We start from the raw sequence: 22,178 nt of genomic DNA, 5'->3' as shown, positions 1-22,178 counted from the left end.
TCCATCTGTTTTTGAAAAATACATAAAATGGGTATTCAAAGACAAGCTGGACGGCTTTATTCTGCAACATATCGCAAGAAAAGAGGGCATAGAGCAGATACTGGATACGGACACGATAGCCGCCTTTGAATTCACGATAGCTAATCCTAACCCCCGTCTTTTAAAGGAGCTAGGGCTAAGCCTCGATCAAATTAAGGATTTTGATTTAAACGACATTAATACTTTAGAGCTAAAAATCACGTCAAAACAAAAAAGAGGCTTTGTTTCATCGACTATAAAGAGAATGTTAAATTTTAATTTTAACAAAAATAACTTCAAAAAATTAAAGCTTAAAAAGCTGTCTTCCGTTTTTGATAAAGGGCAAACTATAGATTTAATAGATAAATTTTATAGCGTCTGTAAGGATGACATAAGAGTGAATGAAAAAACTAAAAGTCTGGAAATAAATGATATAATAACGATATTAAATGAAATTTACGACGAAAATATAAAGGATGTTTTGGAACTAATATGAATGCGGTAAAAGATTTTATATTGGGATGGATCGACATAGACGGTCTGTGGGAAAATTTAGATAAGCTGTATAACATTAACTTCGTAATGCTCGCCTTTTTGATAACGGCGTTAAGCGTATTACAAGCTATACGAGGCGGCAGGATCGAGGATTTTAAAAGAGCCGATATTTTTAATGATGTCGTAAAAATCTTTACTAGCGCATTGTCTTGGAATTTGTTTGTAGGACTATTTATTTTTGTAGTATGGCTTTTAAAGATGGAAAGCTATTGGATAAAAATCATACTATCTATAGCGTCCTTGGCTTTATTTTTTATCGCTATTTATAAGACGTATAGGACATATAAATTTCTCGCATATTTTATAACGACAAAATAAGGAGAATTGATTTCGCCCATATACAAAACCCTAAGCAAATCAATCTGGAAATCCAAAAGGGGCTGACGTTTAGCGATAGCGGGATAAAATAGGGCGCGTAGTCGGGTCATATTTTATAAATTCTAAAAGGTTTTAAAAAACGCAACAGGGTAAATAATTATGAAGGTTGTTGTCGGGCCTAGCAGGGCGTCCTCTAAAAAGAATATCCCGAATATGAAAAGGAAAATAAGAAAGCAATTTAAGCGCAAAAATAAAAAATGTGATCGAGAACACGCATTCGCCCCTCCGCGCGATATTTATCATAAAAACAAGGTGCTACATAAAATTGATATGCCCGAAAAAATGATTTTTCCGGAAGATATCAAGACGCTAAATTCTACACTAGAGGAGCTCGACTGCTACAGAAACAAAAGACATAGCCATAGAATATCAATAGATCATAGAAAAATGACCGTAATAGACAACGCGTCTATACTTCTAATGACCGTTGGGATAAATAGTATTTTTCATGGAAAAAAATTAATAAGAAACGGCAAGGTTTCGCCTCCAAAGTTAATAGATCAAAGATTGGCGGCTATAGGATATTGGGATGCGCTATGCATAAATCCCCAAAAAGAAACTATCGAAGAGGGGCAGAAATACTTAAAAATAGACTATCGAGACGGCGAAAGCATAGACAACGAATTCCACTATCCCATTATAGATTTTTTTACCGGTAAAGATCAAATTTTAGAGAAAAATAAAGATGAGTTATTCGACGCGATCTTTGAAGCGATGGCAAATTCTAGCGAACACGCCTTTGTGAATTTTGACGGAGATAAAAAGATATGGTTTATGGGAGCTTACAATGAGGAAGAAAGAGAAATTGAATTTATTTTTTATGATACGGGGATCGGGATATTTAAATCGCTAGAGACGGGAAGAAGTAAATTTGTCCAAAATCTTTATCGTTTATCAAGACGTATCGGAAGAGCAAATACGTTAAGAACGCTATGCAGATCCAACCTGTCAAGATACAAAGACAAAAATAATAATAGAGGTTTTGGAATGATAGCATTTAAGAATTTTATAGATACCATTAAGCGAGACAGTAGCAAAGACGCTTCTTTAGAGGTCGCCACTGACGAATTCCTATATTTAACAAAAAACGATAGTATAATACGACTTAAGTCTAAGATACAAGGGACGTTTATTAGGTGGTCTATAAAGGATTTGAATGTGGGAGTATAATAATGGAAAATAAGATCGTATATAATTTTGCTGAAAATTTTACAGATGCTCCGGGTCCTAGATACAGAAAACTCGGAAAGAAGTCGGGGGAGGAATTTAGAGAAGACGTATTAAAGGGGTTATTGGGTCAATATGATATCGTAGAAATAGACGGCAGCAATATAAAAACCTCTTTTAACCCATCTTTTTTATCTGAGGCCTTTTCTCCGCTATATGAGCAATTAGGAGAAGAAGAATTTTTTAGGAGAGTTAGGCTGTTTAGCTCTGATAACCCTAAGCTAGAAGAAAAATTTAGAGCTTTTTCTATGCCGCTAATAAAGCAATAAACAATGAGCGCTCCGTTTTGGCTCTCTTTGATAGCCATATTTTTTACCCTTATTAACTTTGTATATTTACTAACCAAAGATAGGTTTCAAAAGGTCGATAGTGAAAGAAAAGAATGCTTATCGGTTTTAAAAGACTGCTTTTCAAAAATTTTAAAAAAAGACTATGACGGCAATATTATGGAACTTACGTCAAATATTGAGGCATTGGGGTATTTAACTATTATTCGACTAAATTGTATAAATGTTAATAGGCTTGCTTTGATTATTAGTGATTACTATGAAAAGAGTATATCCGAAGAAGCGGTAGTTGGCGAATACAAAATGCTAGTAGAGGATATATATATGGCGGATATCCCCTTGTGGGAATATATAAAAGGGCTTTTAAAGAATTTTAAAAAAAATAATTCACGCGATATTTTGTAAACCCATTAAGCTAATTCTTATCACATATATGTTATAATCACTCAAATTTTAAAGGTTTGGAATGTGGAGCGTAGAGTTTGCGAGCGATAAAATAGAGGCTGAGTTTTTAACTCTGCCTACCCATATTAGGCAGCGCGGATATAAGATGTTTGAGCTCTTAGAGGCTAGAGGCAATACCCTAGGCGAGCCCTACACCAAGAGCTTAAATGACGGGTTATTTGAAATCCGTATAAAGGCGGAGGAAGGTATAGCAAGGAGCATTTATTGCTATGAGGTCGGCAAACGAATTATCATCTTGTTAAGCTTCATAAAAAAGACGCAAAGGACACCCCTCACAATGCTAAACCTAGCAAAGCAAAGATTAAGGGAGTTTAAAAATGGCTAGTATAAATTTTAGAAAAACTTTAGAAAAAGAGCTAAAGGACCCCGAATTCAAGCGCGAATACGATGCGCTAGAAGATGAATTTAAAGCTATCGAGGCGCTTATCGATGCAAGAGCCGCGGCGGGTCTTACGCAAGCGCAGCTAGCGCAGAAAATGGGTATCAAACAATCCGCCGTCGCGCGCATCGAAAGCGGAGTATTAAACGTCAGATACAAAACCCTGCTTAGTTACCTCAAAGCCTGCGGTAAGAGTATAGCGATAGTCTAGAGCTTAAATTTCTTCTTTATGGCGCAAAAAATCTTTTCATAAGTTTACCATTTCGGCTTTTTCGTGCCTCTTTTGCCGGTGTAAGGATTGCTTCTGCCCTTGCTCGACCAGTTGTCGCGCTGCGTGCGGTTTTTATTCGATCGGTAGTGAGGCTTTACGTATTTGCCCTTTTTGGTGACATATCCGCCGACCCTTTGAGCGCCCAAAGACACCGACGGCGCCAGTAAAAAAGCCGCTAAAATTAAAGCGAGTAGTTTTTTCATTTTATGATCCTTTATTGAAATTGTTTCAGATCTGCTAAATCAAAGCGGGTTAGCCGCCTTTCTAGAGGATAAAGAAAATATCTAACGGCAAGAATATCCCCGTCTCGAAGTTGTTTTTGCTGCGATTTGGAAAGACGAATTGTGGCTACTTGAAAAGATGCCGCTAGGATAGCTGTGTTGGTAAACATAGTATTTTTATCAACTCTCATTTCTAGCTTCTGAGTTGGAACGCCACCATTGCTATCCTCCATCCAAAACTGCTCTGGCTCCTTTAACACAATCCCGATTATGCCCCCATAACTTACCTTCCCGTTTTTGCTTTCAAGATACAAGGACGCATCCTTTTCTTTACATACAAAATAAAGGGTTGTTTTATCGGTCATCTCATCGGTAACGTAAAATTTTTCACAAAACGCAGATAGAGATGAGGACAATACCAGAATAAACAATAAAACTCTTTTCATTGGTTATCGCCTTCCTCTAATGAATTAAAACACAAATTTAAATAAATTGCCCCCTATTAGAGGGCAAAAGCCTATTTCTTTTTCTTTGGCGTAGGCTTTGTTTGAGAAAGTGCGCTTCCTGCGACGGATTTGCTTTTCTTGCTATATCTATCGTCCTTTAAAATTTCGGATGCCTCTGACGCAACCTTTTTGGACGTTTGCTTCTTGTTTGTCGCCATTTCAACCTCCTTTCATTGAGATAATCAAGACTTTTCTCGATTGCCGAATTATACTACTAAAAATATTATCAATAATAATAAAATTTAAGCATCGTTTAATATTACTTTTGATAATATTCCCTCATTAAAACCAAGGTGACCCACACCTAGCCCGCGTCGGGTTAAAGCTACGGGAAGCGTCCGTATGGATACGACAATCCATACCCGAGTAACCAGCCCCGATAGCGACAAGTTCGGGGGTAGAAAAATCCTTGTCAAACTTTCTTATGGCGGACGTATGTTAAGCGGCAAAGACTCTTGGGCGCCCGTAAAACGAGATTTTGGAACGCGGGTTCGATTCCCGTCGTCCGCCGCCATATCCATAAATGAGCCTCCATTCGCCTTGCTCCTTAGGCGGTTAAAAATCTTTGCTGTATCTTTTCGAATGAAAATCCTTAAATCGGAGGCTCTTTTATGGATATTTTTTAAGGAGAAAACGATGGAAAATCAAGAGTTTGAAACTGCTGCGGCGAAGTTTGCGGATAGCATTTCGGATTATCTGCACTCCGTAGCGGATCATCTATGCGAAGTTTCTAAGATGAGCAGAATGAGCGTAGGCGATCTGCTGATAGACCTCGCGCTACTAGCAAGAATAGCGGAACAGAAAAAGGAGAATGACGATGCTACGGCTTCTGAAAAGACTTTTTAGAAAGCGCACGAAATTTACGATCTCAAACCTAAGATTTGGGATATTGAAAGGATAGAAAATGAAAGAGAATAAAAACAATATCGTAAGCGTAAGGCTGGACGACGAGACGCTACAAAAACTAAAAGACGACGCGCAGAAAGAATATCGCCCGCTAGCAATGCATATACGTAAAATTTTAAGGGATTATCTAAAATCAAAGTAGAATTTTGTATAATTCGCTTTAGTATAACTACTAACCCGAAAAAGGACAAAAGTAAATGGCTAAAACAAACTTTAAGCGTTTTGTCGGTAATATACGCTCATTCAACTTAATAGCTACGGCTATTAACCGAGCCTCTTTATAAGGGGCTCGGACTTATGAAAACGAACGCCTATATCGACGGCTTTAACCTTTATCACTCTATTTTACCTTTTAACGACAATCGCTTAAAATGGCTAAACCTACGCTCTTTATGCGAGAAATTTTTACAAAGCGGCGACGCCTTAAACGACGTCTATTTTTTCTCGGCTTACCTTACGCATAACCAAGAAAAATTCTCGCGCCATATAAATTACGTAAAAGCTCTAAAAAGCGCGAACGTCATTCCCGTTATGGGTAAATTCAAAAAGAAATTTCCGCATTGTAAAAATTGCGGGAGAGACTATCTGTCCTACGAGGAGAAGCAAAGCGACATAAATATTGCCATAACGCTTTTAAAAGACGTCTTTTTAGATAAATTCGATAAGGCTTTTTTAGTCACGGCGGATACGGATTTGGTCTCGACTATCAAGATGATAAAGGGGCTATTCCCGCAAAAGCGCATCATCTTGCTTATACCGCCCAAGCGTAGAAAATACGCGACCGAGCTTATCCAAACGGCAAACGCAAGCCTTGAGATTAAAAAGTCGCATATCTCAAATTCTCTTTTTGAGGACGAGATAAAATTTAACGGCGAAACTATCAAAATACCGAACGAATATGTAAAGGAGAACGAATGAGCGAAAACAAAGGGAGCAATAAATGGAAACGCAACTAACTCTTTTTGACGTATCCAACCGGGAAAACGACGCTTTCGAGCTATCCTCGCACAAAAATGGCACTACGTATTGGTTGGCAAGCGAATTGGCGCAAATGCTAGGATACGACGGCGTAAAATCTCTAAATAAAGCAGTGAATAAGGCTATCGCCGTATGCTCTAGCATAGGTTACAACATATTAGATCATTTCAGCCCCGTAGGCAGCGATTATAAGCTATCCCGCTTCGCTTGCTTTTTGGTGTCTATGAATGCCGATATTAAAAAACCAAGAGTGGCGCAAGCGCAGGCATATTTCGCCACTATCGCAGAAGCCCTGCATAGACATATCGAAGCCGAGCAGTTAGAGCGCCTAGATGTAAGAGAAAAGACCAAAGACGCAAACAAAGCCTTAACGGGCGTGGCTAGCTCTCACGGAGTTGAATGCTACGCTTATTTTATGGACGCTGGTTATATGGGTATGTATAATATGCATCTAAAAGACCTTTTGCGTATCAAGGGGCTTACGGCAAAGGATAAGGTATTCGACTTTATGGGAGCTCGCGAATTAGCCGCAAATCTTTTCAGGCTTCAAGAAACTAAAGCTAAGATCGAAAATAATCGAATTTACGGACAAAAAAACCTAGAAAACACGGCTTACGAGGTAGGGCGCGAAGTAAGAGGCATAATGATTAGAAACGATGGCGTGCGCCCCGAAATGCTAGCTAGAACCGAGCACATAAAAGAGGTGCAAAACGAGCTTAAAAAAGTAGATAGAAAATTCAAAAAGATAGATAAGAAAAAGGAGCAGTAATGGCAGAGGAAAAAGAAATATACTATGATGATGAAATAGAACACGTAGTTACCGTATCAGGTAAGTATATTGACAAAATCAAACTAGAGACGGAACCAAAACGCTCGAACTATATAAAGATAAAGGAGGAGCTAACGCAAAAGGTTTCGGCGCTATATGGATCGCCTATTAGCCCATCTAAGAGCGGTGGCAACCATATAGAGTTTAAAGACGAAAACAAAGATGATCTTTATGTAATAAAGTGGGATTACCAAAAACAAAACATCGTAAAGCAGGTTTGCAGGAAATTGGGTATCACTCAAAGAGAGCTGGCGGAGAGGATGGGCGTGCATCAAAATATGCCTGCAAAGTGGAGCAGCGGCGACGAGCCAAGCCAAATGGCGGTTAAATTTATGGAGCTGTTACTCGAACACGAGAAAATCAAACGCCAGCTGGATAAATTTAAGCAGGGTTTCGCCCTAATAAATGAAGCGAAGCAAGGGTAACGAGATTTTCGTTCCCCTTATAGCGCGTAAGAAATCCTTGCGCGCTATCTATACCGCAAAAGTATCTTAAAAACAGAAAATTTTACTTAAAAGTTATAAAAACTCTTGACAAAACATCTTTAAAGTTATATAATTCTTGCAATTAATTACTTTAAAAGGATAAAAGATGCAAGAGTTATCACTTTTCGCTAACACCCAAGTTGAAATTCTAAATTTCCAAACTTTCACTACCGAATATGTCGCTAAGCGTTACGGCACTTCTGAGGCAAACATAAGAACCCACAAGCGCGAGCACGCCGACGAAATCGTCGAGGGTATTCACTTCATAACCGAGCAAAACAAATTCGGAGTAAATGAAATCAAATGGACCCTCCGCGGCATAATAAAGCTCGGTATGTTTATCCGCAGCGAAAAGGCTAAGGGCTTTAGACTATGGGCGGAGCAGGAGCTCGAAAAGACTATCTTAAAGCAGGTGCGCGGCTATGCCGAAGCTCGCGAGCATAATCTCCGCCTAGTGGACGAAATCTCAAACCTTAGAGCGGTGCAGATCTCGCAAGGCAGACATAATCAAAACGTAATCAACGGCTACAAATCCCAAATTTCTCAGCACAACGCCCTTATCGTAAAGCTAAAATCCGAATTAGCCAAGCGCGGGGTAATTTACGACGCGGAGGTTATAGAACGCTACGAGCAAAAAGAGGAAAACCTAATAGCGATGCTACATAACGCCAAAACCGAGCGGGATTTTTATCGCAAGCGCACGCAAGAGCTAAAGCAAAAGCAAAACATCAAAGATAGCGAGATAGTAAGGCTATTAAACAAAATCCAGTATCAAATGGACGGCGTTTATAGCGAGATAGGCGCGGTTATGGCGTATGCAAACGATAATGACCGCTTTTTTATGGAACAAAATGAAATTTTAAAAGGATAAATAATGGAAAATCTAATCATCAACAGCCAAGAGATAAAGTTGGAAGTAGCAGGCGGTCAGGTCTGGACTACTTCCCTACAAATTGCAGATGTGTTCGAGAAAGAACACAAGCATATTTTAGCGAAAATTAGGGAGCTTCCGCAAGATAATTTCAACGGGTCAAATTTTCGGCTCGTTGAATATACCGATAAAAAGGGCGAAAGCAGACCATATTTTTTAGTTTCAAAAGATGGTTTCACCCTTTTGGCTATGAGTTTCAACGGCGAGAAGTTTTACAAATTCAAAGTCGCCTACATCAACGCCTTTAACGCGATGGCGGAAAAACTAAAAAATCCGTTTAACGTTCCGCGCAACTACAAAGAGGCTTTAGAGCTAGCAATAACCCAATTAGACAAGATCGAAGCATTGGAGGCGCAGCGCAGGACGGATATGCCTAAGATAGTGTTTGCCGAGGCGGTAGAAGCAAGCGCTACAAGCGCATTAATAGGCGACTTTGTAAAGACGCTTTGCGATACGGACGTAAGCGTCGGACGCAATAGAGTGTTTAAGTGGCTAAGAGATGAAAAATATCTGATGGCGGACAATATGCCTTACCAGAGGTGGGCGGAAGCGGGATATTTTGAAGTGATACCCCAAATCATCGTTACGCCCAAAGGTAACAAAGAGCGCTTCACTACGAAAATCACGGCAAAAGGGCAAGTGGCGTTAAGCGTGAAAATCATAGAAGCTTTTAAAAAATCAGCATAAAGGATAAACAATGAGTTTAAAAGATTTTAAATTTTACCTCTCATTGATGAGAGTGGATAGATACACGACGATCGGCGATTTTATCGCGTTTGTTAAATCTTACAATGCAAAGGACGAGGAATGTTAGAAGTTCTAAACAAAATCCAATGCGAGCTAAAGGCTCCCAAGACGCAGATGAATAAATTTGGCGGCTATGCGTATCGTAGCTGCGAGGATATCTTAGAAGCGGTAAAACCGCTGCTACAAAAATATGAGGCGGTCTTAACGATCGGCGATGAAATCATAGCAGTAGCCGACCGCATCTACGTAAAAGCGACTGCCACGCTAAAAGGCAAAGACGGCGAGGTAGGCGTAAGCGCGTATGCCAGAGAGCCTGCAAGCAAAAAAGGTAGCGACGAAAGCCAAATTACAGGCGCAGCCTCAAGCTATGCTAGAAAATACGCACTAAATGGGCTATTCGCAATAGATGATGCCAAAGATGCCGACGCTACGAATATTCACGAGGACGCCCGCGATAAAAAAGGCGAATATCCCGCGCCGATGAGTGAGGAGCAGGTGGCGGATTTATTGCAACTTTGCGAGGCGAGCGGCACCGACCCGCGAAAGGTAGCCGCAGCATATAAGACAAGCGACATAGCGTTCGTGCCGTTTGAAAAAGTGCGCGCTCAGCTTTTGCAAAAGCTCGCAAAGGCGCAAGAAGTGAGAAAGGGTGCGTAATGAAATTTATAGATTTAGCGCAGGGTAGCCCCGAGTGGCTGGAATATAGAAAAGACAAATTTAATGCCTCCGAGGCTGGCGACGTTATGGGCTGCGGTTTTAACAAGCCCTACAAACTAGCCGAAATCAAATACGGCGGCAAAGAGGTCTTTCAGAGCGAGGCAATGAGGCTCGGCAAAGAGTATGAGCCAAAAATCCGCGAATATATCAACAAGCTTTTAAACGCGGATTTTCAGCCCGTCGTAGGACTTAGCGATGATGATCCGAGATTTAGTGCGAGCTTTGACGGGCTAGACATCATAGGTGGCGAAATTTTAGAGATTAAATTTAGCGCGAACGAGTATGAGGTTTTGGAGCGCACCGGCAAACCTAGCGAAAAGTATTTTTGGCAGATCCAACACCAGCTTTTCGTTTGCGACCTCGCGAAGTGTATTTTTGCGGTCGGCAAGATAGACGATGATTTTGATCTGCAAATCCGCCACGTTGTCGTAGAGCGCGACGAAAAGGCGATTAAAAAGCTTATTAAGGCGTGGAATGAGTTTGAGGCGACCTATGCGGGGGCTGCTCCCGATGAGGAATGGTTAAGCTTGAGCGATGAAATTTCAACCCTTAGCGCGCAGAAAAAAGAGCTTGACGATAGGCTTGACGAGCTAAAAAAGCGCGCCATTAAAAAAGCTGGCGGCGTGGAGATAAAAGCTTATGGGCTAACCGTCTGCAAATCAGAAATTAAGCCTAGCTATGACTATAAGGCATATTGCGAGCAAAGCGGCGCCGTAATCCCAGACGAGTTTTTAAAGGCGGGTAGCGAGCGCTGGAGCGTGAGAGTTGCAAATTAGCGGGCAGTTTAACCGCTTTATGCACGGCGTAGTATTGGCACAGATGCGATCTCTTAGATATTTATGTATCAGAGAGCATCGCATCGCCATTCGCCCGTTTTATCTTAGCGCGGGCACCCTAAAGCAGCTTTTAAAGGTGCTGGATTTCGACTATCCGAGGCAGAAAGACGGCACGCCGTTAAGCTACACACAACTAAGCACGACGGATATGCTCGGGCACCTAGCCTATATCGAGACGCTTTGCGCCGAAAACGGCGTAGAGCCCGAGTTTATAAAAGAATTTGAAAAGGAAATAAAATGAATAAAGTTGTTTTGATCGGAAATTTAACCCGCGATATCGAGCTAAGATACACGCAGGGCGGCTATTGCGTCGGAAACGCGGGTATCGCCGTAACGAGAAAATTTAAGAACGCGCAGGGGGAAACTGCGGAGGAGACCTGCTTTATCGACCTGAAGTTTTTTGGGCGCACGGCGGAGGTTGTGAACCAATACCTACGAAAAGGCTCAAAGCTCGCCGTCGAAGGGCGGTTAAAGCTGGAGCAATGGCAGGATCAAAGCGGACAAAATCGAAGCAGGCACGTAGTAGAGATAGAGAGCCTAGAGATGCTAGGCAGCCCTCAAAATTCGGGCGGCACGCAAACCTACGCTCAAAGCGGCGGAGTGCAAGGCGGACAAGCCCCTAACCAAAGTCGCAAACCTGCTCCGCAAAGTGCCGATAAATACGACGATGGCAACGACACGATCCCGTTTTAAGGAGGACGAGATGGCAGACGTAGAATGGCTAAACGAACACGGCGACTACAACGAATGGCGCGCCGCAGCAAGGGCGAAATGGATGGAGGATTACGGCGCCGATGAGGCTTATGACAGGATGATAGACGATGCGATGGATTTTGCAGAGAGGGAGCCCTATGTGGATGAACGCGAGTGAATTTGCAAGGCGCGAGGGCAAAAAGCTCTACGTGATAGATGTGCAGGCAAGTAAGGACCGAAAGATCGGACGCACGGATCGCTTCCGTAAGCTAGATGGGGCGCTACAGATAGAGACGGAGTGCTACTATCTGCCGCGCAACGATCCGATCACGCCTGCGCTGAAAGAGCAGATAGAGCGGCTTTATTACAAGGCGCGCGAACTAGTCGCAAGCGATTATGAGCTTGCGTGGATAGCACACAAGGGCACGGGCTCGCCGCACTTAAATGTGCTTCAGCGATTTCTGCGCTTTCGGTGGCATCGCGGCGGAAAAATAGTGCAGAAAATGTGCGAGAACCTAGAGGCGCTTTTGGCAATGAGCGAGGAGGTGCGCGCGGAGTTTCTGGCTCGTGAGCGGGAAGCTATGCATGAGGCGGGAGGCAAAAAATGAGCGGTAAAAATTTCAGCGGAAATTCTAACCCCGCGAGGCATAAAAACGATTTTTATCAGACGCCTTACAATATCACGCGGCGGCTTTTGGAGGTTGAAAAGTTTGGGGGGCGCATACTTGAGCCTGCTTGCGGGGCGGGTGCGATAACGGCAGTTTTAAAAGAGGCGGGTTATGATGACGTGACGTCGTATGATTTGCTACTAGACGGCAAAGATTTTTTGACTGAGACGCGCAAATTCGATGCCATTATCACAAATCCGCCTTTTAGCCTAGCAAAGGAATTTATCCTTAAATCTTGCGAGGTAGCGCCTAGGTTTGCTTTTTTGCTGCCGCTTAGCTACCTACACGGCAAAGAACGGCTAGACAAGATTTACTCGCGCGAAATTTTAGAGAAAATCTATGTGTTTACGCGTTATCCCTTGCTATCTAGCGAGATCAGACCGGACGGCAAATATGAAACGGGGATGATGGTTTATGCGTGGTATATTTTTGATACTAGACACGGGGGCGCGCCGACGATACGCTGGATAGATAATCAAAACGACGTAGTAAGAAAGACAAGGAGTGAAAAATGAGCTATAAAACAGAGTTACAAGAGCTTCAAAGGGAGCTTGCGAAGATCAAGGACAAGAAAAAGCGGGTGCAAAAGGCATTTTTTGAAATTGCCGGCGAGCGGATACAAGACGACTTCCCTTTTCGCCTTATGCAAGAAAGCTCTTTTGGAACCATGATATTTTCTTTTTCAGCAAACGGAAAATTTAAATGTTCCAAAACGACCACATACGATCTTTTGTTTTTAGACAATATTGCTTTTCGCTTTTATCACGAAAAGAGGCAAGCAGAAAAGGTCGAAAAGGCAAAGCAAATCATAGAAAAACTATATAAAGGAGAGAGCGATGAGAGAGATTGAGTTTAGAGCGTGGGATGTTCTAAATAATAAAATGCTTAATTGGGGCGATATTTTTCACTTACCGGCTTGGGAAATTTTCCCCGGAACTCCAGAACAAAGATCCTTCAATATTATGCAATATACAGGAATGAAAGATAAAAACGGGCGCGAAATTTATGAGGGGGATATCGTCAAATTCATTTCAAGACTTGACGATAGCAAAAGAATGGGCACGGTCAGATACTGGGCAGGTGACGCTGCATTTCTGATCGAGTGTGAAAGAGAGATATTCTTTTTGTTTCACGATGCGCTCAACCGGGAAGTCATCGGCAACATCTACGAGAATCCAGAAATTTTAAAGGATAGGCGATGACAGAGTTAAAATTCAAGGCGTTTTTTAAAGTTGATCGACGAATTTACGAAGTGCGAAGCGTTGACTTCCTAAACAAAGAAGCTACGCTTTGGGATAAAGAAACGGCTGTAAATTTTGAGGCGAGTTTCGAAGATATTGAACTATTGCAATATACAGGAATAAACGACATTAACGGTAAAGAAATTTATACGGGCTCTCTTGTAAAATGGGGATTGCGCACCTATAAAATTTGCTTTGATTGTGGGTTCTATATGCACGACCTAAGCAGAATAAACCCGGAGTATCCAATTACAAAGGAGTTTAAAAAGGCTTCAGATGAGTTTGAGATCGTCGGGAACATCTACGAAAATCCAGAGATTTTAAAGGATACAAAATGATACCAATTATGCCTGTAATGAAACTCGAATACGAGACACCATCTACCGAAACAGACTTAGTTTATTTGAAATATGTAGTTTTCTTGGCGGATATGAGAAAATATCCAGAAGTCCTTAAGGCGTATTACGAAACAAACGATATTTCTGTTTTAAATGAATGTGTGGAAGCCAACAAAAACGAGCTTCTAAATTCTGAAAGCGTAATTGCAGCATTTGGCTCTAGACATTACGCCGAGGAATTTTGCCAAAACTATGATATCCCATCCGAGAATGATGCGAAATTCTATGTAACCTATGTCGAGCTAAAGGAGGAATGACTATGGCGGAATGGAATTTCATAAGAAAACCTTTTATATTGAATTTTAGCACGCTAATGCACGCTGTTTTTCTCACGGATATTCCGAAAGAAGTAATAGATTTGACGGAAAGTTATTATACGAAAAATCCAAACGGAGAAATGGAATACATAATTAAGAAGCCCGACGAACCATTGAATAATACTATAAGATGCTTTAGTCGTCGAATAGACGCAATAGCATATCTTTATCCACGCTATATTGAAAGCACGACGCAAAAATTTCCAGGGCGGTATATAGGCTTCGAAGGAGAAAAAGACTTTGGGCGTTTTATAGGGGCTTACGACTCGAGTTTTACCTTTGGACTTTGCGAAGATTGTGTTCATTTAGAAATTTTACAAGACACAAAACGCGCCATCAATGCAGTCTTAAAAGCGTATAAGGAATATAAGAAAAAATATGGCTCCGGCTAATTCAAACAAGGATATAAAATGACGACAAAAGAAAAGATAGAGGTTATGCAAGCCTATACGAGGGGTGAGGAGATCGAGAGGCTAGAGCGGCTTTTACGCTTAGAGATAAAAGATAAAGATTAAAGCCCCTTGCGGGGCTTGTGAAGAGGCAGAGATATTTTAACATAAAAGGCTTAAGAATGAATTCACTAGAAGCGTATTTTGCACAAAGAGACTGGATATTACGAAGTGGATATTATCGCAAGCTCACGTGCTTTAGCGCCTATTTATACGCTGATTTTAGAGGGCGCGACACACTAATAATATATGTGCGCGATCCGGACGAAAAAATCGCGCGATTTGCATTTACGCTTACCACGGCTACCGGTCAAAGAAGCAGACGAGGAAGTAACGCATTCGACAATCTATCCATAATAACATCCAGTATGCAAAACATCGACGCAGATGGGGATTTCGAGTTTTACTCGTGGAAAGCTTTTAAAATCGTCAAGTCTCACGGGCGCGTTTGGAAAGAGATCGTAGGAAAAGAATTCGCCGCATTTTTTGAGTCCTATATCCCGCCTATGCGAAGGGGAGATGTAAAGATATTCTATAAGACTTTTGAGTTTTTTGACTCTGAAACGGAACAGACTGCGGACGAAATCATAGCAGGAGCTGAGGCGCAAACAATAATAGAGATACGAAAAAGATGGGATGAGAAATGGGAAAAACGATCGTAGCGCTAAACGCGCAAGTATTGGAAAAGAGCCTAAACGATGCCGTGCGCGATGTAATGCAAAGCACGGAGTTTCGCGCCACGTTTTATTCCATAATGTGTGAAATGATGCGGGATTATCATATCGAAAACTATATGCCTGAATGGATAGGAGGCGATAAAAGAGCTGGAGAGCTCATAGGTAAAGATGCTATGGCGATGAAAAATATGCGCCGCTCTGGAAAGTTGCGCGAGGGCGTAGATTGGAAAAAAGCAAACGATAAGGCAGAGCGCGGTAAAATTCTATGGAGTAAAAACGCGCTCCTTAAAATGGTGAAGGGGTAGCGATGGCAAAGATTTATTCAAGAGGCGGACGGCTCTATGCGAGCTGGACGATAGACAAGAGGCGTTTTAGGCGGGCGTTAGGGCTGGACGACACCCCCGAAAACAGGGCGCGGGCGATTGAGGAGATATTGCCCGACGTAAAGAGGCAAGCGGAGCTAAAAATCGCGCCGCGAAAGAATTTTAAACTAAGCTCTTTCGTGGACGAAGTTATCGAGGGCGTAGAAAAGATTTCTACGGAGGCGGCGTATGAAAGCTACAAACAAGCGGTTTTCGCGGTGCTACCCGATAAGAACATCGAGGATTATTCGCCGCTAGATTTTGATATAGCGACGAAAAAACTACGAGCTCGCGGGCTGAAAGATAATTCGCTAAGAGCGTATTTCGCGCCGTTTAAAAGCGCTTTTACGCTAGCGATACAAAAAGGTGTGATAGATCGCAATCCGTGCATCTTACCGCGCCTGCACGTAAAGGTGCAACCAAAGAGCGCATATAGCCCGCAGGAGGTAGCCGCTATGCTACAAGAGGCGGAGGGAGAGCTAAAAGCTTTCCTATATTTCGCCTTTTATTCCGGCGCTCGCTGCGGCGAAATTCTCGCTCTTACGTGGGGGGACATAGGCGAACGAGCGATAAGCATAAGCAAAACCCTCGTTCATACGCTAGGCGCAATCAGTCAAACGCCTAAAAATGGGAAAAATAGATATGCGGTCTTGCTCGATCCGCTAAAGAGTTTCATCGCTACGATGAAAAGGGGCGAGGAGAGCGAGCGGATTTTTAAGCTCGACGTGCGAACGATGCAGCGGAAATTTAAAGCGCTATGCGAGCGGCTAGGCTTTGAGGTGCAAACCCTGCACTCGACTAGGCACACGTTTATTTCGCAGTGTGTAGCTAGCGGACTTGATTTGGCACTTATCGCGCGAAACGTAGGGCATAGCAATATCGATATGATAACGCGAGTTTATACGCATTACATACCGAGTGAGGAGAACATAGCCAAGATGCAAAAAGCTTTTGCAAAATAGCTTTTTGGCACAATTTGGCACATTCTTGCACCTCTAGGTGCGAGCAGAGTTGATTTTTGCGCCATTGCAATTACCCTGTCGTTTTATCCCCACTAAATCGCACGGGCGAGGTATATAAATTTTAATTTTAAAAGCGAATTTAGTGGCGCGCGCTAAGCTTTATTAAATCAATACTTCGTTACAATCCACATTAAATTTTAAAACCGAGGCGAAAAATGTCTAGAATTCCGCTGCAAAGCCCGTATTTCGGAATATTCGTAATGCTAATCCTGGCTTTTTGCGTCTTTTCGCTCATCGTTAAACTATCCTCTTTGGTAGGCTCGCGTTTGGCAGACAGGCGCGACGAGCGGCTAAAGGGCGAAATTTACGAAAGCGGCCCCGAGGCCGTCAAACAGCCCAACCGAATGAACTCCCACTTTTTTTTGATAGCCGTGCTTTTCATACTTTTTGACGTCGAGATTATCTTTATGTTTCCGTGGGCGGTAAATTTTAAAATTTTAGGCGTGTTCGGGCTCGTAGAGATGGCGTTTTTCATCGTATTATTAGGCATCGGTTTCATCTACGCATGGAAAAAAGGAGCGCTAAATTGGCAGAGCATAAGATAAACTACGCGCGCGAAAACGGGCTTCCCGTAGTGCTAACGACCGTCGATAAGCTGATCGCGTGGGGCAGGAGTAACTCCTTGTGGGCGATGACGTATGGGCTTGCTTGCTGTGCGATCGAGATGATGGCGGCGGGTGCAGGCAGATTTGACTTCGACCGCTTCGGCACGATATTTCGCGCAAGCGCCAAGCAATCGGATGTGATGATAATCGCAGGCACGCTTAGCAAAAAGCACGCCGAGTTTACGCGTCGCCTATACGACGCGATGCCCGAGCCCAAATGGGTCATCAGTATGGGTAGCTGTGCCAATACCGGAGGGATGTTTAATACCTACGCTACGGTGCAGGGCTGCGACCGCATAGTGCCTGTGGATATCTATCTCCCCGGATGCGCGCCGCGCCCCGAGACGCTGCAGTTTGCGCTGATGGTGCTACAAAAAAAGATCCGTACTCAAACTCCGCGCCGCGCACAAAAGGCAAAAAGGCTGATCTGATGAGAAAATTTAATCCCAAAGGCGATCAGAGTAAAAAAAATTACTACAAAGACAGATTTTTCATCCCCGAGGAGACGCAGAAGTTAGACGCAAGCGCAAGCGATTTCAAAGATGATCTGGACGCGCTTGAAGGCGTCCAAATTTTAAACTCATACGTGGAATTTAACACCCTCGTGCTCTATGTGGAGCCTGCGCAAAATTTAGCGGCGCTGCGTGCGCTTAAGGGCGCGGGGTATGAAATTTTATGTGAGCTAAGCGGCGTGGATTTTACCGAGGCTCGCGGCGGCATCGAGGTTTTTTATCAGCTTTTGGATATCAAAAGAGTGCGCCGCGCGCGGCTAAAGTGCTTCGTAGCGAATGAGAGCTTTTTGCAAAGCGCTGCGGGTATCTACAAAAGCGCGAACTGGGCGGAGCGCGAGCTATACGATATGATGGGCGTTTGGATTGAAAATCATCCGAACTTAGCGCGCCTAATAATGCCCGATGATTGGTTTGGACACCCTCTTTTAAAGTCCTATCCGCTGCAAGGAGACGATTTTGCCAAGTGGTACGAGGTGGATAAAATTTTTGGGGTTGGCGCGCGCGAGCGGATTGGCGAGGAGAACCGAAATTCCGCATTCGTAGATGAAAAAGATACCTTTAACTTTACGCGACTCTATCACGAGAGCGGTTACGGCGAGCCGCACCCGCAAGAGAAAATTTTACAAGAATATCAGGAAGAGGGCGGTGTGCGCTTCGTAAAACGCGCTAAACGCGGAATTTACAAGATTATCACAAAGAGAAAATAATGCAAAATCCAAGCAAGTTAAGACCGTTTTTCGAAAACATAGAGTACGAGCGCGAGGGCGCAAATATGATCTTAAATTTCGGTCCGCAGCACCCAAGCGCGCACGGCCAGCTAAAGCTAGTGCTGGAGCTTGACGGCGAGCGTATCGTGCGTGCGCGTCCGGGCGTGGGCTATATGCACCGAGGCATCGAAAAGATGGCCGAAAATATGATCTACGCAGAGTTCGTCCCCGTAACAGATCGCATCGATTACATCGCATCGAGCTCGAACAACTACGGCTTTTGCGCCGCGGTTGAGAAGCTCTGCGGCATCGAAGTGCCGCGCCGCGCGCAGATCATCCGCACGATCTTGCTGGAGCTTAATCGTATCAGCTCGCACCTTCTGTTTTTGGGTACGCATGCGCTTGATATCGGCGCGATGACGGTGTTTCTCTACTGCTTTCGCTCGCGCGAATACATACTTGATCTCATAGAGAAATACTGCGGCGCGCGCCTTACGCACAATAATATCAAAATCGGCGGCGTGTTTTTGGACCTGCCTAACGGCTGGCTAGAAGAGATGTTGAAATTTTGCGACGAATTCCCAAGCGACATTAAAGAATTTGAAGATATGCTCGATACCAATAGAATTTGGCTGATGCGAACCGAGGGCGTGGGCGTGATCTCGCACGAAGATGCCCTTAGCTGCGGCTGTAGCGGCGTGAGCTTGCGCGCTAGCGGGCATGCGTGGGATATCCGCAAGGAAGAGCCCTATCTCATCTACGACGAGCTTGATTTCGACGTGCCGTATGCGAGCGAGGGCGACTGCTACGCGCGTTATAAATGCTATATGGCGGAGATGCGCGAGAGCCTTAAAATTCTGCGCCAGTGTGCGAAGCTCTATCCGCTGAGCGATCCGCAAATTTTAGCGATCGACCCCGCTTACGTAAATCCTAGCAAAGAGCAGATTATGACGCAGAACTACTCGCTGATGCAGCATTTCGTGCTGGTCACTCAGGGCTTACGCCCGCCCGTGGGCGAAATTTACGCCGCGAGCGAGAGTCCTAAGGGCGAGCTTGGATTTTATATCCGCTCGATGGGCGAAAGCCGCCCGTACCGCCTTAAGATCCGCACGCCGAGCTTTTGGCACTGCGCGGTCTATGAGGAAATTTTACCCGGGCAGTATCTTGCCGACGCCGCGGCGATTATCGGCAGCACTAATATTATCTTAGGCGAGGTGGACCGATGAAACGCTACGATTTAAGGCATCTGGGCGATAAATTTTTAAACCGCATGGGCGAAATTTTAAAAAATTCCGCTCGCGGCGAGACGATGATCTTTATGTTTGAGATGGGCGATTTTAGCGCGGTTCAAAAAAGCGCCGATCTGGTGGAGGGGCTAAATTCCACGCTTTTAAGCTCGATACGCTATAACCAAGTCGATTGGATGGTCGTCGCCAAAAAGGGGAGAGGATGAAAATTTTAAATTTCGCGTCGCTGCTTAGCCTGCAAAATCCCGCGCTCGCAGCCAGTTTTAAGAGCGCTGAAATTTTAAGCGTATCGCCGCTGCAAGATCCGCATCTTCCCGGCGAGCTGATAAAATGCGAGATCGGCGCGCAAAGCTTCGTGCTGGCGCTAATCTGCGCTAGTTTTTGCGACGAGCCCTATTTCGCGGATCTAGATCTAGAGTACTTAAGCGGCGAAAGCAGCGTGGGCGAGGAGGAGATCGAGCAGATCGCGGAGTTTCTGCAAAGCGGCTGCGACGCGCTTTTGATCGAGGATGCGCTCGTTAAAACTCATCTGGACGCCGAAAATATCAGAGCTTTTATATCTATCATAGCGGCAAAATTCGGGGTTAAAATTTTAAATTTACGCGGCGAGCGAGCGGACTTAGGCGCACAAGAGCGGTTAAATTTAAGCCCCCTTAAAGAACCTGAGAATTTCGACGGCGCCGTGGTTTTCAAACACGATGCGGACGAGCGGCTCATCGGCGGAAGGTATTTTTGCATGGTCGCAAAGATCAAGGACGGCGATCGCGTCCGTATCAAAACGCCGCATTTAAATTTGGAAAAAGAATTTATTTTGGATGAGGAGCTAAAGGGCACGATCGCGCTTTTGGGCTCGGGCGGGCAGGGCTTTGGCGGTTATAATTTCGAACTAGCCGAAATTTCTAAGGTTTAAAATGGCAAAGATCACGATCGACGGTAAAGCTTGCGAGTGCGACGAGGGCGAGTATATCTTGCAGGTCGCGCGTCGCTGCGGCGTTTTTATCCCTGCGCTTTGTTATCTAAGCGGCGGTACGCCGACGCTCGCATGCAGGCTTTGTATGGTCGAAGCGGACGGCAAGCGCGTCTATAGCTGCAACGCCAAGGCCAAGGATGGCATGGTCGTTTACAGCCGCAGCCCCGAGATCGACGCCGAGCGCGAGGCGATTACGCAGGTTTATTGTATCAACCATCCGATGGCGTGCGGGGTTTGCGATCAAAGCGGCGAGTGCGAACTTCAAAATTTAGCCCATCTGATGCGCACAAATACCCAAAGCTACGCTATCCGCGATACGGCGCGCGAAGTGCAGGATTGGGGGTATTTAAGCTACGATCCTAGCCTTTGTATCGTCTGCGAGCGCTGTATCACCGCCGCGAAGGACCGCTTGGGCGTAGATGCGTTTAAGCTCGTCCCGCGCGGCGGAGACGCGCTTAGTAAGGAGCAAAAGGACGCGATGCCTAAAGACGCCTACGCCGTGTGGAACAAGCTGCAAAAAAGCCTAATCGCGCGGGTCAACGATGAGGATGATTGCGTAAACTACGGCGAGAGCGCGGCGGTCTGCCCGACGGGGGCTCTGGTAGAGAGCGCGTTTAAATACGTTTCAAACGCCTGGGAGCTGCGTCAAATCCCCGCTTCCAACCCGCACAGCAGCGATTGCGAGCTACTTTATTACGAGATCAAGCGCCGCAGCATAGGCGAGCCGCGTGAAAAAATTTATCGCGTTAGTAGCGACATAAATTTTAGCGTCCTGCACGCCGCAGCACGCTTCGGCTGGGATTTTTCAAACGAGCGGGCGAGCAAAAACGAAGCGGTTTTTGACCGTATCGTGCGCGGTATCGAGGACGGCGAGATCAAAAACATCAAATTTAATAGTTTCATCACCAACGAAGAAGCTCGGATTTTAGAGCTTTTGCGGCAAAAATTTAAGCTCGCTTTGATCAACGATGAAGCGCTTGCGTATCAAAAATTCCTGCGCGAATTTTCAAAGCTTAGCGGCATGAAATTTTATAATGCGGATTCGCAGACGATTAAAAATAGCGATTTCATCGTAGTTTGCGGCACGTTTTTACGTAGCGACGCGCCAAATCTGGGCTATGCGGTAAACAGTGCCTGCAAGCTAAATAAGGCAAGCGTGATTTATTTTCATCCATTTTGCGACGAGGGCATTAAGGGTTTTGGCAAAAATTTTATCCATCAGCCGCACGCTGCGGGCTTAGAGGCACAGATCCTGCTTTGGGTCTTGCAAAAGTTCGGGCGCAATCTGCCTGAGTGGCTGGATGCGAAACTCGCGGCGGAATTTGAAATTTCGCGCGCCGCGGCGAAGGAAAATTTAGACGAGAAATCCGTGGATTCGCAAAATCCTGAGAATTCTGCGGAGGCAAATGGCTCTGGGAACGTTGCAAGCGCGGACGGTGCTGGAAATTCCGCAAAAAATTCCGCGCAGAATTCCGAAAATCTCGCGGAAAGTAAAATTTCAAATTTCGCCCGCGCGCTAGGTCTGGACGAGCAAAAAATAGATGAAATTTTGGCTAAAAAGGAGCATTTTTCGC

General features: G+C 44.3%; 39 protein-coding genes and 1 tRNA gene. 37 read left to right on the top strand and 3 right to left on the bottom strand.

Going from position 1 to position 22,178, the window contains the following annotated elements; all coding sequences use genetic code 11:
• The 7 genes from Q0140_RS00470 to Q0140_RS00440 all read left to right on the top strand — a co-directional run.
• Positions 1–514: hypothetical protein (locus tag Q0140_RS00470; RefSeq protein ID WP_297960444.1), on the top strand; the 514-nt coding region annotated here is incomplete at its 5' end.
• A complete protein-coding gene (locus Q0140_RS00465) occupies positions 511–891 on the top strand; it encodes a hypothetical protein (protein WP_297904316.1) in 381 nt (126 codons plus the stop codon). The genes Q0140_RS00470 and Q0140_RS00465, both read left to right, overlap by 4 nt.
• A gap of 159 nt (positions 892–1,050) precedes the next feature.
• Positions 1,051–2,121: a hypothetical protein gene (locus tag Q0140_RS00460; protein ID WP_297960441.1), complete on the top strand. Its 1,071-nt coding sequence runs from the start codon at positions 1,051–1,053 to the stop codon at positions 2,119–2,121.
• Between the two features lie 2 nt (positions 2,122–2,123).
• On the top strand, positions 2,124–2,447 hold the full coding sequence (locus Q0140_RS00455) for an STAS-like domain-containing protein (protein ID WP_297904312.1): 324 nt from the start codon (positions 2,124–2,126) through the stop codon (positions 2,445–2,447).
• Positions 2,448–2,450: 3 nt separating this feature from the next.
• On the top strand, positions 2,451–2,870 hold the full coding sequence (locus tag Q0140_RS00450) for a hypothetical protein (RefSeq protein ID WP_297904308.1): 420 nt from the start codon (positions 2,451–2,453) through the stop codon (positions 2,868–2,870).
• 61 nt (positions 2,871–2,931) lie between these two features.
• Positions 2,932–3,255 carry a type II toxin-antitoxin system RelE/ParE family toxin gene (locus tag Q0140_RS00445; protein WP_297904305.1) on the top strand — a complete coding sequence of 108 codons (324 nt, stop codon included), beginning with the start codon at positions 2,932–2,934 and terminating at the stop codon, positions 3,253–3,255.
• Complete coding sequence (locus Q0140_RS00440) at positions 3,248–3,520, top strand: helix-turn-helix transcriptional regulator (protein WP_297904303.1); 273 nt, start codon at positions 3,248–3,250, stop codon at positions 3,518–3,520. Before Q0140_RS00445 ends, Q0140_RS00440 begins: the two co-directional genes overlap by 8 nt.
• A 44-nt stretch (positions 3,521–3,564) precedes the next feature.
• Here the strand turns inward: Q0140_RS00440 and Q0140_RS00435 are convergent, their stop codons facing one another.
• The 3 genes from Q0140_RS00435 to Q0140_RS00425 form a co-directional block, all read right to left on the bottom strand.
• Positions 3,565–3,783, bottom strand: coding sequence for a hypothetical protein (locus Q0140_RS00435; RefSeq protein WP_297904301.1), 219 nt, complete (start codon positions 3,781–3,783; stop codon positions 3,565–3,567).
• Between the two features lie 11 nt (positions 3,784–3,794).
• The gene (locus tag Q0140_RS00430; protein ID WP_297960434.1) at positions 3,795–4,247 is read right to left on the bottom strand and encodes a hypothetical protein; all 453 of its coding nucleotides are present in this window, start codon (positions 4,245–4,247) and stop codon (positions 3,795–3,797) included.
• 71 nt (positions 4,248–4,318) lie between these two features.
• Positions 4,319–4,465, bottom strand: a complete 147-nt coding sequence (locus Q0140_RS00425; protein ID WP_297959500.1) for a hypothetical protein — start codon at positions 4,463–4,465, stop codon at positions 4,319–4,321.
• 269 nt (positions 4,466–4,734) lie between these two features.
• On the opposite strand from Q0140_RS00425, the gene Q0140_RS00420 reads away from it, so the two are divergent.
• The 30 genes from Q0140_RS00420 to Q0140_RS00275 all read left to right on the top strand — a co-directional run.
• Positions 4,735–4,817 (top strand) — tRNA-OTHER (locus tag Q0140_RS00420).
• 126 nt (positions 4,818–4,943) lie between these two features.
• A complete protein-coding gene (locus Q0140_RS00415) occupies positions 4,944–5,153 on the top strand; it encodes a hypothetical protein (protein WP_297960431.1) in 210 nt (69 codons plus the stop codon).
• A gap of 58 nt (positions 5,154–5,211) precedes the next feature.
• The gene (locus tag Q0140_RS00410) at positions 5,212–5,355 is read left to right on the top strand and encodes a hypothetical protein (RefSeq protein ID WP_297903413.1); all 144 of its coding nucleotides are present in this window, start codon (positions 5,212–5,214) and stop codon (positions 5,353–5,355) included.
• A gap of 155 nt (positions 5,356–5,510) precedes the next feature.
• Positions 5,511–6,131: an NYN domain-containing protein gene (locus Q0140_RS00405; protein WP_297960428.1), complete on the top strand. Its 621-nt coding sequence runs from the start codon at positions 5,511–5,513 to the stop codon at positions 6,129–6,131.
• 22 nt (positions 6,132–6,153) lie between these two features.
• The gene (locus tag Q0140_RS00400; RefSeq protein ID WP_297960425.1) at positions 6,154–6,960 is read left to right on the top strand and encodes a BRO family protein; all 807 of its coding nucleotides are present in this window, start codon (positions 6,154–6,156) and stop codon (positions 6,958–6,960) included.
• The gene (locus Q0140_RS00395) at positions 6,960–7,445 is read left to right on the top strand and encodes a hypothetical protein (RefSeq protein WP_297960422.1); all 486 of its coding nucleotides are present in this window, start codon (positions 6,960–6,962) and stop codon (positions 7,443–7,445) included. Before Q0140_RS00400 ends, Q0140_RS00395 begins: the two co-directional genes overlap by 1 nt.
• Positions 7,446–7,611: 166 nt before the next feature.
• A complete protein-coding gene (locus Q0140_RS00390; protein ID WP_297960421.1) occupies positions 7,612–8,376 on the top strand; it encodes a hypothetical protein in 765 nt (254 codons plus the stop codon).
• 3 nt (positions 8,377–8,379) lie between these two features.
• On the top strand, positions 8,380–9,123 hold the full coding sequence (locus Q0140_RS00385) for a phage regulatory protein/antirepressor Ant (protein WP_297960418.1): 744 nt from the start codon (positions 8,380–8,382) through the stop codon (positions 9,121–9,123).
• A gap of 120 nt (positions 9,124–9,243) precedes the next feature.
• On the top strand, positions 9,244–9,840 hold the full coding sequence (locus tag Q0140_RS00380) for an ERF family protein (protein ID WP_297960414.1): 597 nt from the start codon (positions 9,244–9,246) through the stop codon (positions 9,838–9,840).
• The gene (locus Q0140_RS00375; RefSeq protein ID WP_297960411.1) at positions 9,840–10,676 is read left to right on the top strand and encodes a lambda-exonuclease family protein; all 837 of its coding nucleotides are present in this window, start codon (positions 9,840–9,842) and stop codon (positions 10,674–10,676) included. The genes Q0140_RS00380 and Q0140_RS00375 overlap by 1 nt, the downstream gene beginning before the upstream one ends.
• Before the next feature lie 34 nt (positions 10,677–10,710).
• Complete coding sequence (locus tag Q0140_RS00370; protein WP_297960408.1) at positions 10,711–10,977, top strand: hypothetical protein; 267 nt, start codon at positions 10,711–10,713, stop codon at positions 10,975–10,977.
• Positions 10,974–11,429: a single-stranded DNA-binding protein gene (gene ssb / locus Q0140_RS00365; RefSeq protein ID WP_297960405.1), complete on the top strand. Its 456-nt coding sequence runs from the start codon at positions 10,974–10,976 to the stop codon at positions 11,427–11,429. The genes Q0140_RS00370 and ssb overlap by 4 nt, the downstream gene beginning before the upstream one ends.
• Positions 11,430–11,439: 10 nt before the next feature.
• Positions 11,440–11,607 carry a hypothetical protein gene (locus Q0140_RS00360; protein WP_297903441.1) on the top strand — a complete coding sequence of 56 codons (168 nt, stop codon included), beginning with the start codon at positions 11,440–11,442 and terminating at the stop codon, positions 11,605–11,607.
• Positions 11,594–12,037: a hypothetical protein gene (locus Q0140_RS00355; RefSeq protein WP_297960400.1), complete on the top strand. Its 444-nt coding sequence runs from the start codon at positions 11,594–11,596 to the stop codon at positions 12,035–12,037. Before Q0140_RS00360 ends, Q0140_RS00355 begins: the two co-directional genes overlap by 14 nt.
• The gene (locus Q0140_RS00350; RefSeq protein WP_297960398.1) at positions 12,034–12,612 is read left to right on the top strand and encodes a class I SAM-dependent methyltransferase; all 579 of its coding nucleotides are present in this window, start codon (positions 12,034–12,036) and stop codon (positions 12,610–12,612) included. Before Q0140_RS00355 ends, Q0140_RS00350 begins: the two co-directional genes overlap by 4 nt.
• Positions 12,609–12,947 carry a hypothetical protein gene (locus Q0140_RS00345; RefSeq protein ID WP_297960395.1) on the top strand — a complete coding sequence of 113 codons (339 nt, stop codon included), beginning with the start codon at positions 12,609–12,611 and terminating at the stop codon, positions 12,945–12,947. Before Q0140_RS00350 ends, Q0140_RS00345 begins: the two co-directional genes overlap by 4 nt.
• Positions 12,934–13,299 carry a YopX family protein gene (locus Q0140_RS00340; RefSeq protein ID WP_297960392.1) on the top strand — a complete coding sequence of 122 codons (366 nt, stop codon included), beginning with the start codon at positions 12,934–12,936 and terminating at the stop codon, positions 13,297–13,299. The genes Q0140_RS00345 and Q0140_RS00340 overlap by 14 nt, the downstream gene beginning before the upstream one ends.
• Entirely contained in the window at positions 13,296–13,676 is a 381-nt protein-coding gene (locus Q0140_RS00335; protein ID WP_297960389.1) for a YopX family protein, read from the top strand. The genes Q0140_RS00340 and Q0140_RS00335 overlap by 4 nt, the downstream gene beginning before the upstream one ends.
• A 92-nt stretch (positions 13,677–13,768) precedes the next feature.
• Positions 13,769–13,993 carry a hypothetical protein gene (locus Q0140_RS00330; RefSeq protein ID WP_297960386.1) on the top strand — a complete coding sequence of 75 codons (225 nt, stop codon included), beginning with the start codon at positions 13,769–13,771 and terminating at the stop codon, positions 13,991–13,993.
• A 2-nt stretch (positions 13,994–13,995) separates the two neighbouring features.
• Positions 13,996–14,445 carry a hypothetical protein gene (locus tag Q0140_RS00325; RefSeq protein WP_297960383.1) on the top strand — a complete coding sequence of 150 codons (450 nt, stop codon included), beginning with the start codon at positions 13,996–13,998 and terminating at the stop codon, positions 14,443–14,445.
• 179 nt (positions 14,446–14,624) lie between these two features.
• Positions 14,625–15,164 carry a hypothetical protein gene (locus tag Q0140_RS00320; RefSeq protein ID WP_297960380.1) on the top strand — a complete coding sequence of 180 codons (540 nt, stop codon included), beginning with the start codon at positions 14,625–14,627 and terminating at the stop codon, positions 15,162–15,164.
• Positions 15,146–15,484: a hypothetical protein gene (locus Q0140_RS00315; protein WP_297903448.1), complete on the top strand. Its 339-nt coding sequence runs from the start codon at positions 15,146–15,148 to the stop codon at positions 15,482–15,484. The genes Q0140_RS00320 and Q0140_RS00315 overlap by 19 nt, the downstream gene beginning before the upstream one ends.
• Positions 15,485–15,486: 2 nt before the next feature.
• A complete protein-coding gene (locus tag Q0140_RS00310) occupies positions 15,487–16,503 on the top strand; it encodes a tyrosine-type recombinase/integrase (RefSeq protein WP_297903450.1) in 1,017 nt (338 codons plus the stop codon).
• Between the two features lie 215 nt (positions 16,504–16,718).
• Complete coding sequence (locus Q0140_RS00305) at positions 16,719–17,108, top strand: NAD(P)H-quinone oxidoreductase subunit 3 (RefSeq protein WP_005869774.1); 390 nt, start codon at positions 16,719–16,721, stop codon at positions 17,106–17,108.
• Positions 17,090–17,599 carry an NADH-quinone oxidoreductase subunit B gene (locus Q0140_RS00300; protein WP_177386788.1) on the top strand — a complete coding sequence of 170 codons (510 nt, stop codon included), beginning with the start codon at positions 17,090–17,092 and terminating at the stop codon, positions 17,597–17,599. Before Q0140_RS00305 ends, Q0140_RS00300 begins: the two co-directional genes overlap by 19 nt.
• The gene (locus tag Q0140_RS00295) at positions 17,599–18,387 is read left to right on the top strand and encodes an NADH-quinone oxidoreductase subunit C (RefSeq protein ID WP_297960375.1); all 789 of its coding nucleotides are present in this window, start codon (positions 17,599–17,601) and stop codon (positions 18,385–18,387) included. Before Q0140_RS00300 ends, Q0140_RS00295 begins: the two co-directional genes overlap by 1 nt.
• The gene (gene nuoD, locus Q0140_RS00290) at positions 18,387–19,613 is read left to right on the top strand and encodes an NADH dehydrogenase (quinone) subunit D (RefSeq protein WP_297960373.1); all 1,227 of its coding nucleotides are present in this window, start codon (positions 18,387–18,389) and stop codon (positions 19,611–19,613) included. The genes Q0140_RS00295 and nuoD overlap by 1 nt, the downstream gene beginning before the upstream one ends.
• Positions 19,610–19,840 carry an NADH-ubiquinone oxidoreductase subunit E family protein gene (locus Q0140_RS00285; RefSeq protein WP_177386790.1) on the top strand — a complete coding sequence of 77 codons (231 nt, stop codon included), beginning with the start codon at positions 19,610–19,612 and terminating at the stop codon, positions 19,838–19,840. Before nuoD ends, Q0140_RS00285 begins: the two co-directional genes overlap by 4 nt.
• The gene (locus Q0140_RS00280; RefSeq protein ID WP_297960370.1) at positions 19,837–20,544 is read left to right on the top strand and encodes a hypothetical protein; all 708 of its coding nucleotides are present in this window, start codon (positions 19,837–19,839) and stop codon (positions 20,542–20,544) included. The genes Q0140_RS00285 and Q0140_RS00280 overlap by 4 nt, the downstream gene beginning before the upstream one ends.
• A gap of 1 nt (position 20,545) precedes the next feature.
• Positions 20,546–22,178, top strand: a 1,633-nt coding sequence (locus Q0140_RS00275; RefSeq protein WP_297960367.1) for an NADH-quinone oxidoreductase subunit G, incomplete at its 3' end; no start/stop codon positions are given.

This window comes from uncultured Campylobacter sp., from assembly GCF_938045405.1.
Classification (GTDB): domain Bacteria; phylum Campylobacterota; class Campylobacteria; order Campylobacterales; family Campylobacteraceae; genus Campylobacter_B.
Note: the sequence above shows the minus strand (reverse complement) of the source record. Positions and strands in the feature narration are given on the sequence as shown.

What these genes read in the sequence shown, in the direction of transcription:
- Q0140_RS00465 (WP_297904316.1), top strand. Translation starts at nt 511, where the DNA reads ATGAATGCGGTAAAAGATTTTATATTGGGATGGATCGACATAGACGGT.
- Q0140_RS00460 (WP_297960441.1), top strand. Translation starts at nt 1,051, where the DNA reads ATGAAGGTTGTTGTCGGGCCTAGCAGGGCGTCCTCTAAAAAGAATATC.
- Q0140_RS00455 (WP_297904312.1), top strand. Translation starts at nt 2,124, where the DNA reads ATGGAAAATAAGATCGTATATAATTTTGCTGAAAATTTTACAGATGCT.
- Q0140_RS00450 (WP_297904308.1), top strand. Translation starts at nt 2,451, where the DNA reads ATGAGCGCTCCGTTTTGGCTCTCTTTGATAGCCATATTTTTTACCCTT.
- Q0140_RS00445 (WP_297904305.1), top strand. Translation starts at nt 2,932, where the DNA reads ATGTGGAGCGTAGAGTTTGCGAGCGATAAAATAGAGGCTGAGTTTTTA.
- Q0140_RS00440 (WP_297904303.1), top strand. Translation starts at nt 3,248, where the DNA reads ATGGCTAGTATAAATTTTAGAAAAACTTTAGAAAAAGAGCTAAAGGAC.
- Q0140_RS00435 (WP_297904301.1), bottom strand. Translation starts at nt 3,783, where the DNA reads ATGAAAAAACTACTCGCTTTAATTTTAGCGGCTTTTTTACTGGCGCCG.
- Q0140_RS00430 (WP_297960434.1), bottom strand. Translation starts at nt 4,247, where the DNA reads ATGAAAAGAGTTTTATTGTTTATTCTGGTATTGTCCTCATCTCTATCT.
- Q0140_RS00425 (WP_297959500.1), bottom strand. Translation starts at nt 4,465, where the DNA reads ATGGCGACAAACAAGAAGCAAACGTCCAAAAAGGTTGCGTCAGAGGCA.
- Q0140_RS00415 (WP_297960431.1), top strand. Translation starts at nt 4,944, where the DNA reads ATGGAAAATCAAGAGTTTGAAACTGCTGCGGCGAAGTTTGCGGATAGC.
- Q0140_RS00410 (WP_297903413.1), top strand. Translation starts at nt 5,212, where the DNA reads ATGAAAGAGAATAAAAACAATATCGTAAGCGTAAGGCTGGACGACGAG.
- Q0140_RS00405 (WP_297960428.1), top strand. Translation starts at nt 5,511, where the DNA reads ATGAAAACGAACGCCTATATCGACGGCTTTAACCTTTATCACTCTATT.
- Q0140_RS00400 (WP_297960425.1), top strand. Translation starts at nt 6,154, where the DNA reads ATGGAAACGCAACTAACTCTTTTTGACGTATCCAACCGGGAAAACGAC.
- Q0140_RS00395 (WP_297960422.1), top strand. Translation starts at nt 6,960, where the DNA reads ATGGCAGAGGAAAAAGAAATATACTATGATGATGAAATAGAACACGTA.
- Q0140_RS00390 (WP_297960421.1), top strand. Translation starts at nt 7,612, where the DNA reads ATGCAAGAGTTATCACTTTTCGCTAACACCCAAGTTGAAATTCTAAAT.
- Q0140_RS00385 (WP_297960418.1), top strand. Translation starts at nt 8,380, where the DNA reads ATGGAAAATCTAATCATCAACAGCCAAGAGATAAAGTTGGAAGTAGCA.
- Q0140_RS00380 (WP_297960414.1), top strand. Translation starts at nt 9,244, where the DNA reads ATGTTAGAAGTTCTAAACAAAATCCAATGCGAGCTAAAGGCTCCCAAG.
- Q0140_RS00375 (WP_297960411.1), top strand. Translation starts at nt 9,840, where the DNA reads ATGAAATTTATAGATTTAGCGCAGGGTAGCCCCGAGTGGCTGGAATAT.
- ssb (WP_297960405.1), top strand. Translation starts at nt 10,974, where the DNA reads ATGAATAAAGTTGTTTTGATCGGAAATTTAACCCGCGATATCGAGCTA.
- Q0140_RS00360 (WP_297903441.1), top strand. Translation starts at nt 11,440, where the DNA reads ATGGCAGACGTAGAATGGCTAAACGAACACGGCGACTACAACGAATGG.
- Q0140_RS00355 (WP_297960400.1), top strand. Translation starts at nt 11,594, where the DNA reads ATGAACGCGAGTGAATTTGCAAGGCGCGAGGGCAAAAAGCTCTACGTG.
- Q0140_RS00350 (WP_297960398.1), top strand. Translation starts at nt 12,034, where the DNA reads ATGAGCGGTAAAAATTTCAGCGGAAATTCTAACCCCGCGAGGCATAAA.
- Q0140_RS00345 (WP_297960395.1), top strand. Translation starts at nt 12,609, where the DNA reads ATGAGCTATAAAACAGAGTTACAAGAGCTTCAAAGGGAGCTTGCGAAG.
- Q0140_RS00340 (WP_297960392.1), top strand. Translation starts at nt 12,934, where the DNA reads ATGAGAGAGATTGAGTTTAGAGCGTGGGATGTTCTAAATAATAAAATG.
- Q0140_RS00335 (WP_297960389.1), top strand. Translation starts at nt 13,296, where the DNA reads ATGACAGAGTTAAAATTCAAGGCGTTTTTTAAAGTTGATCGACGAATT.
- Q0140_RS00330 (WP_297960386.1), top strand. Translation starts at nt 13,769, where the DNA reads ATGAGAAAATATCCAGAAGTCCTTAAGGCGTATTACGAAACAAACGAT.
- Q0140_RS00325 (WP_297960383.1), top strand. Translation starts at nt 13,996, where the DNA reads ATGGCGGAATGGAATTTCATAAGAAAACCTTTTATATTGAATTTTAGC.
- Q0140_RS00320 (WP_297960380.1), top strand. Translation starts at nt 14,625, where the DNA reads ATGAATTCACTAGAAGCGTATTTTGCACAAAGAGACTGGATATTACGA.
- Q0140_RS00315 (WP_297903448.1), top strand. Translation starts at nt 15,146, where the DNA reads ATGGGAAAAACGATCGTAGCGCTAAACGCGCAAGTATTGGAAAAGAGC.
- Q0140_RS00310 (WP_297903450.1), top strand. Translation starts at nt 15,487, where the DNA reads ATGGCAAAGATTTATTCAAGAGGCGGACGGCTCTATGCGAGCTGGACG.
- Q0140_RS00305 (WP_005869774.1), top strand. Translation starts at nt 16,719, where the DNA reads ATGTCTAGAATTCCGCTGCAAAGCCCGTATTTCGGAATATTCGTAATG.
- Q0140_RS00295 (WP_297960375.1), top strand. Translation starts at nt 17,599, where the DNA reads ATGAGAAAATTTAATCCCAAAGGCGATCAGAGTAAAAAAAATTACTAC.
- nuoD (WP_297960373.1), top strand. Translation starts at nt 18,387, where the DNA reads ATGCAAAATCCAAGCAAGTTAAGACCGTTTTTCGAAAACATAGAGTAC.
- Q0140_RS00285 (WP_177386790.1), top strand. Translation starts at nt 19,610, where the DNA reads ATGAAACGCTACGATTTAAGGCATCTGGGCGATAAATTTTTAAACCGC.
- Q0140_RS00280 (WP_297960370.1), top strand. Translation starts at nt 19,837, where the DNA reads ATGAAAATTTTAAATTTCGCGTCGCTGCTTAGCCTGCAAAATCCCGCG.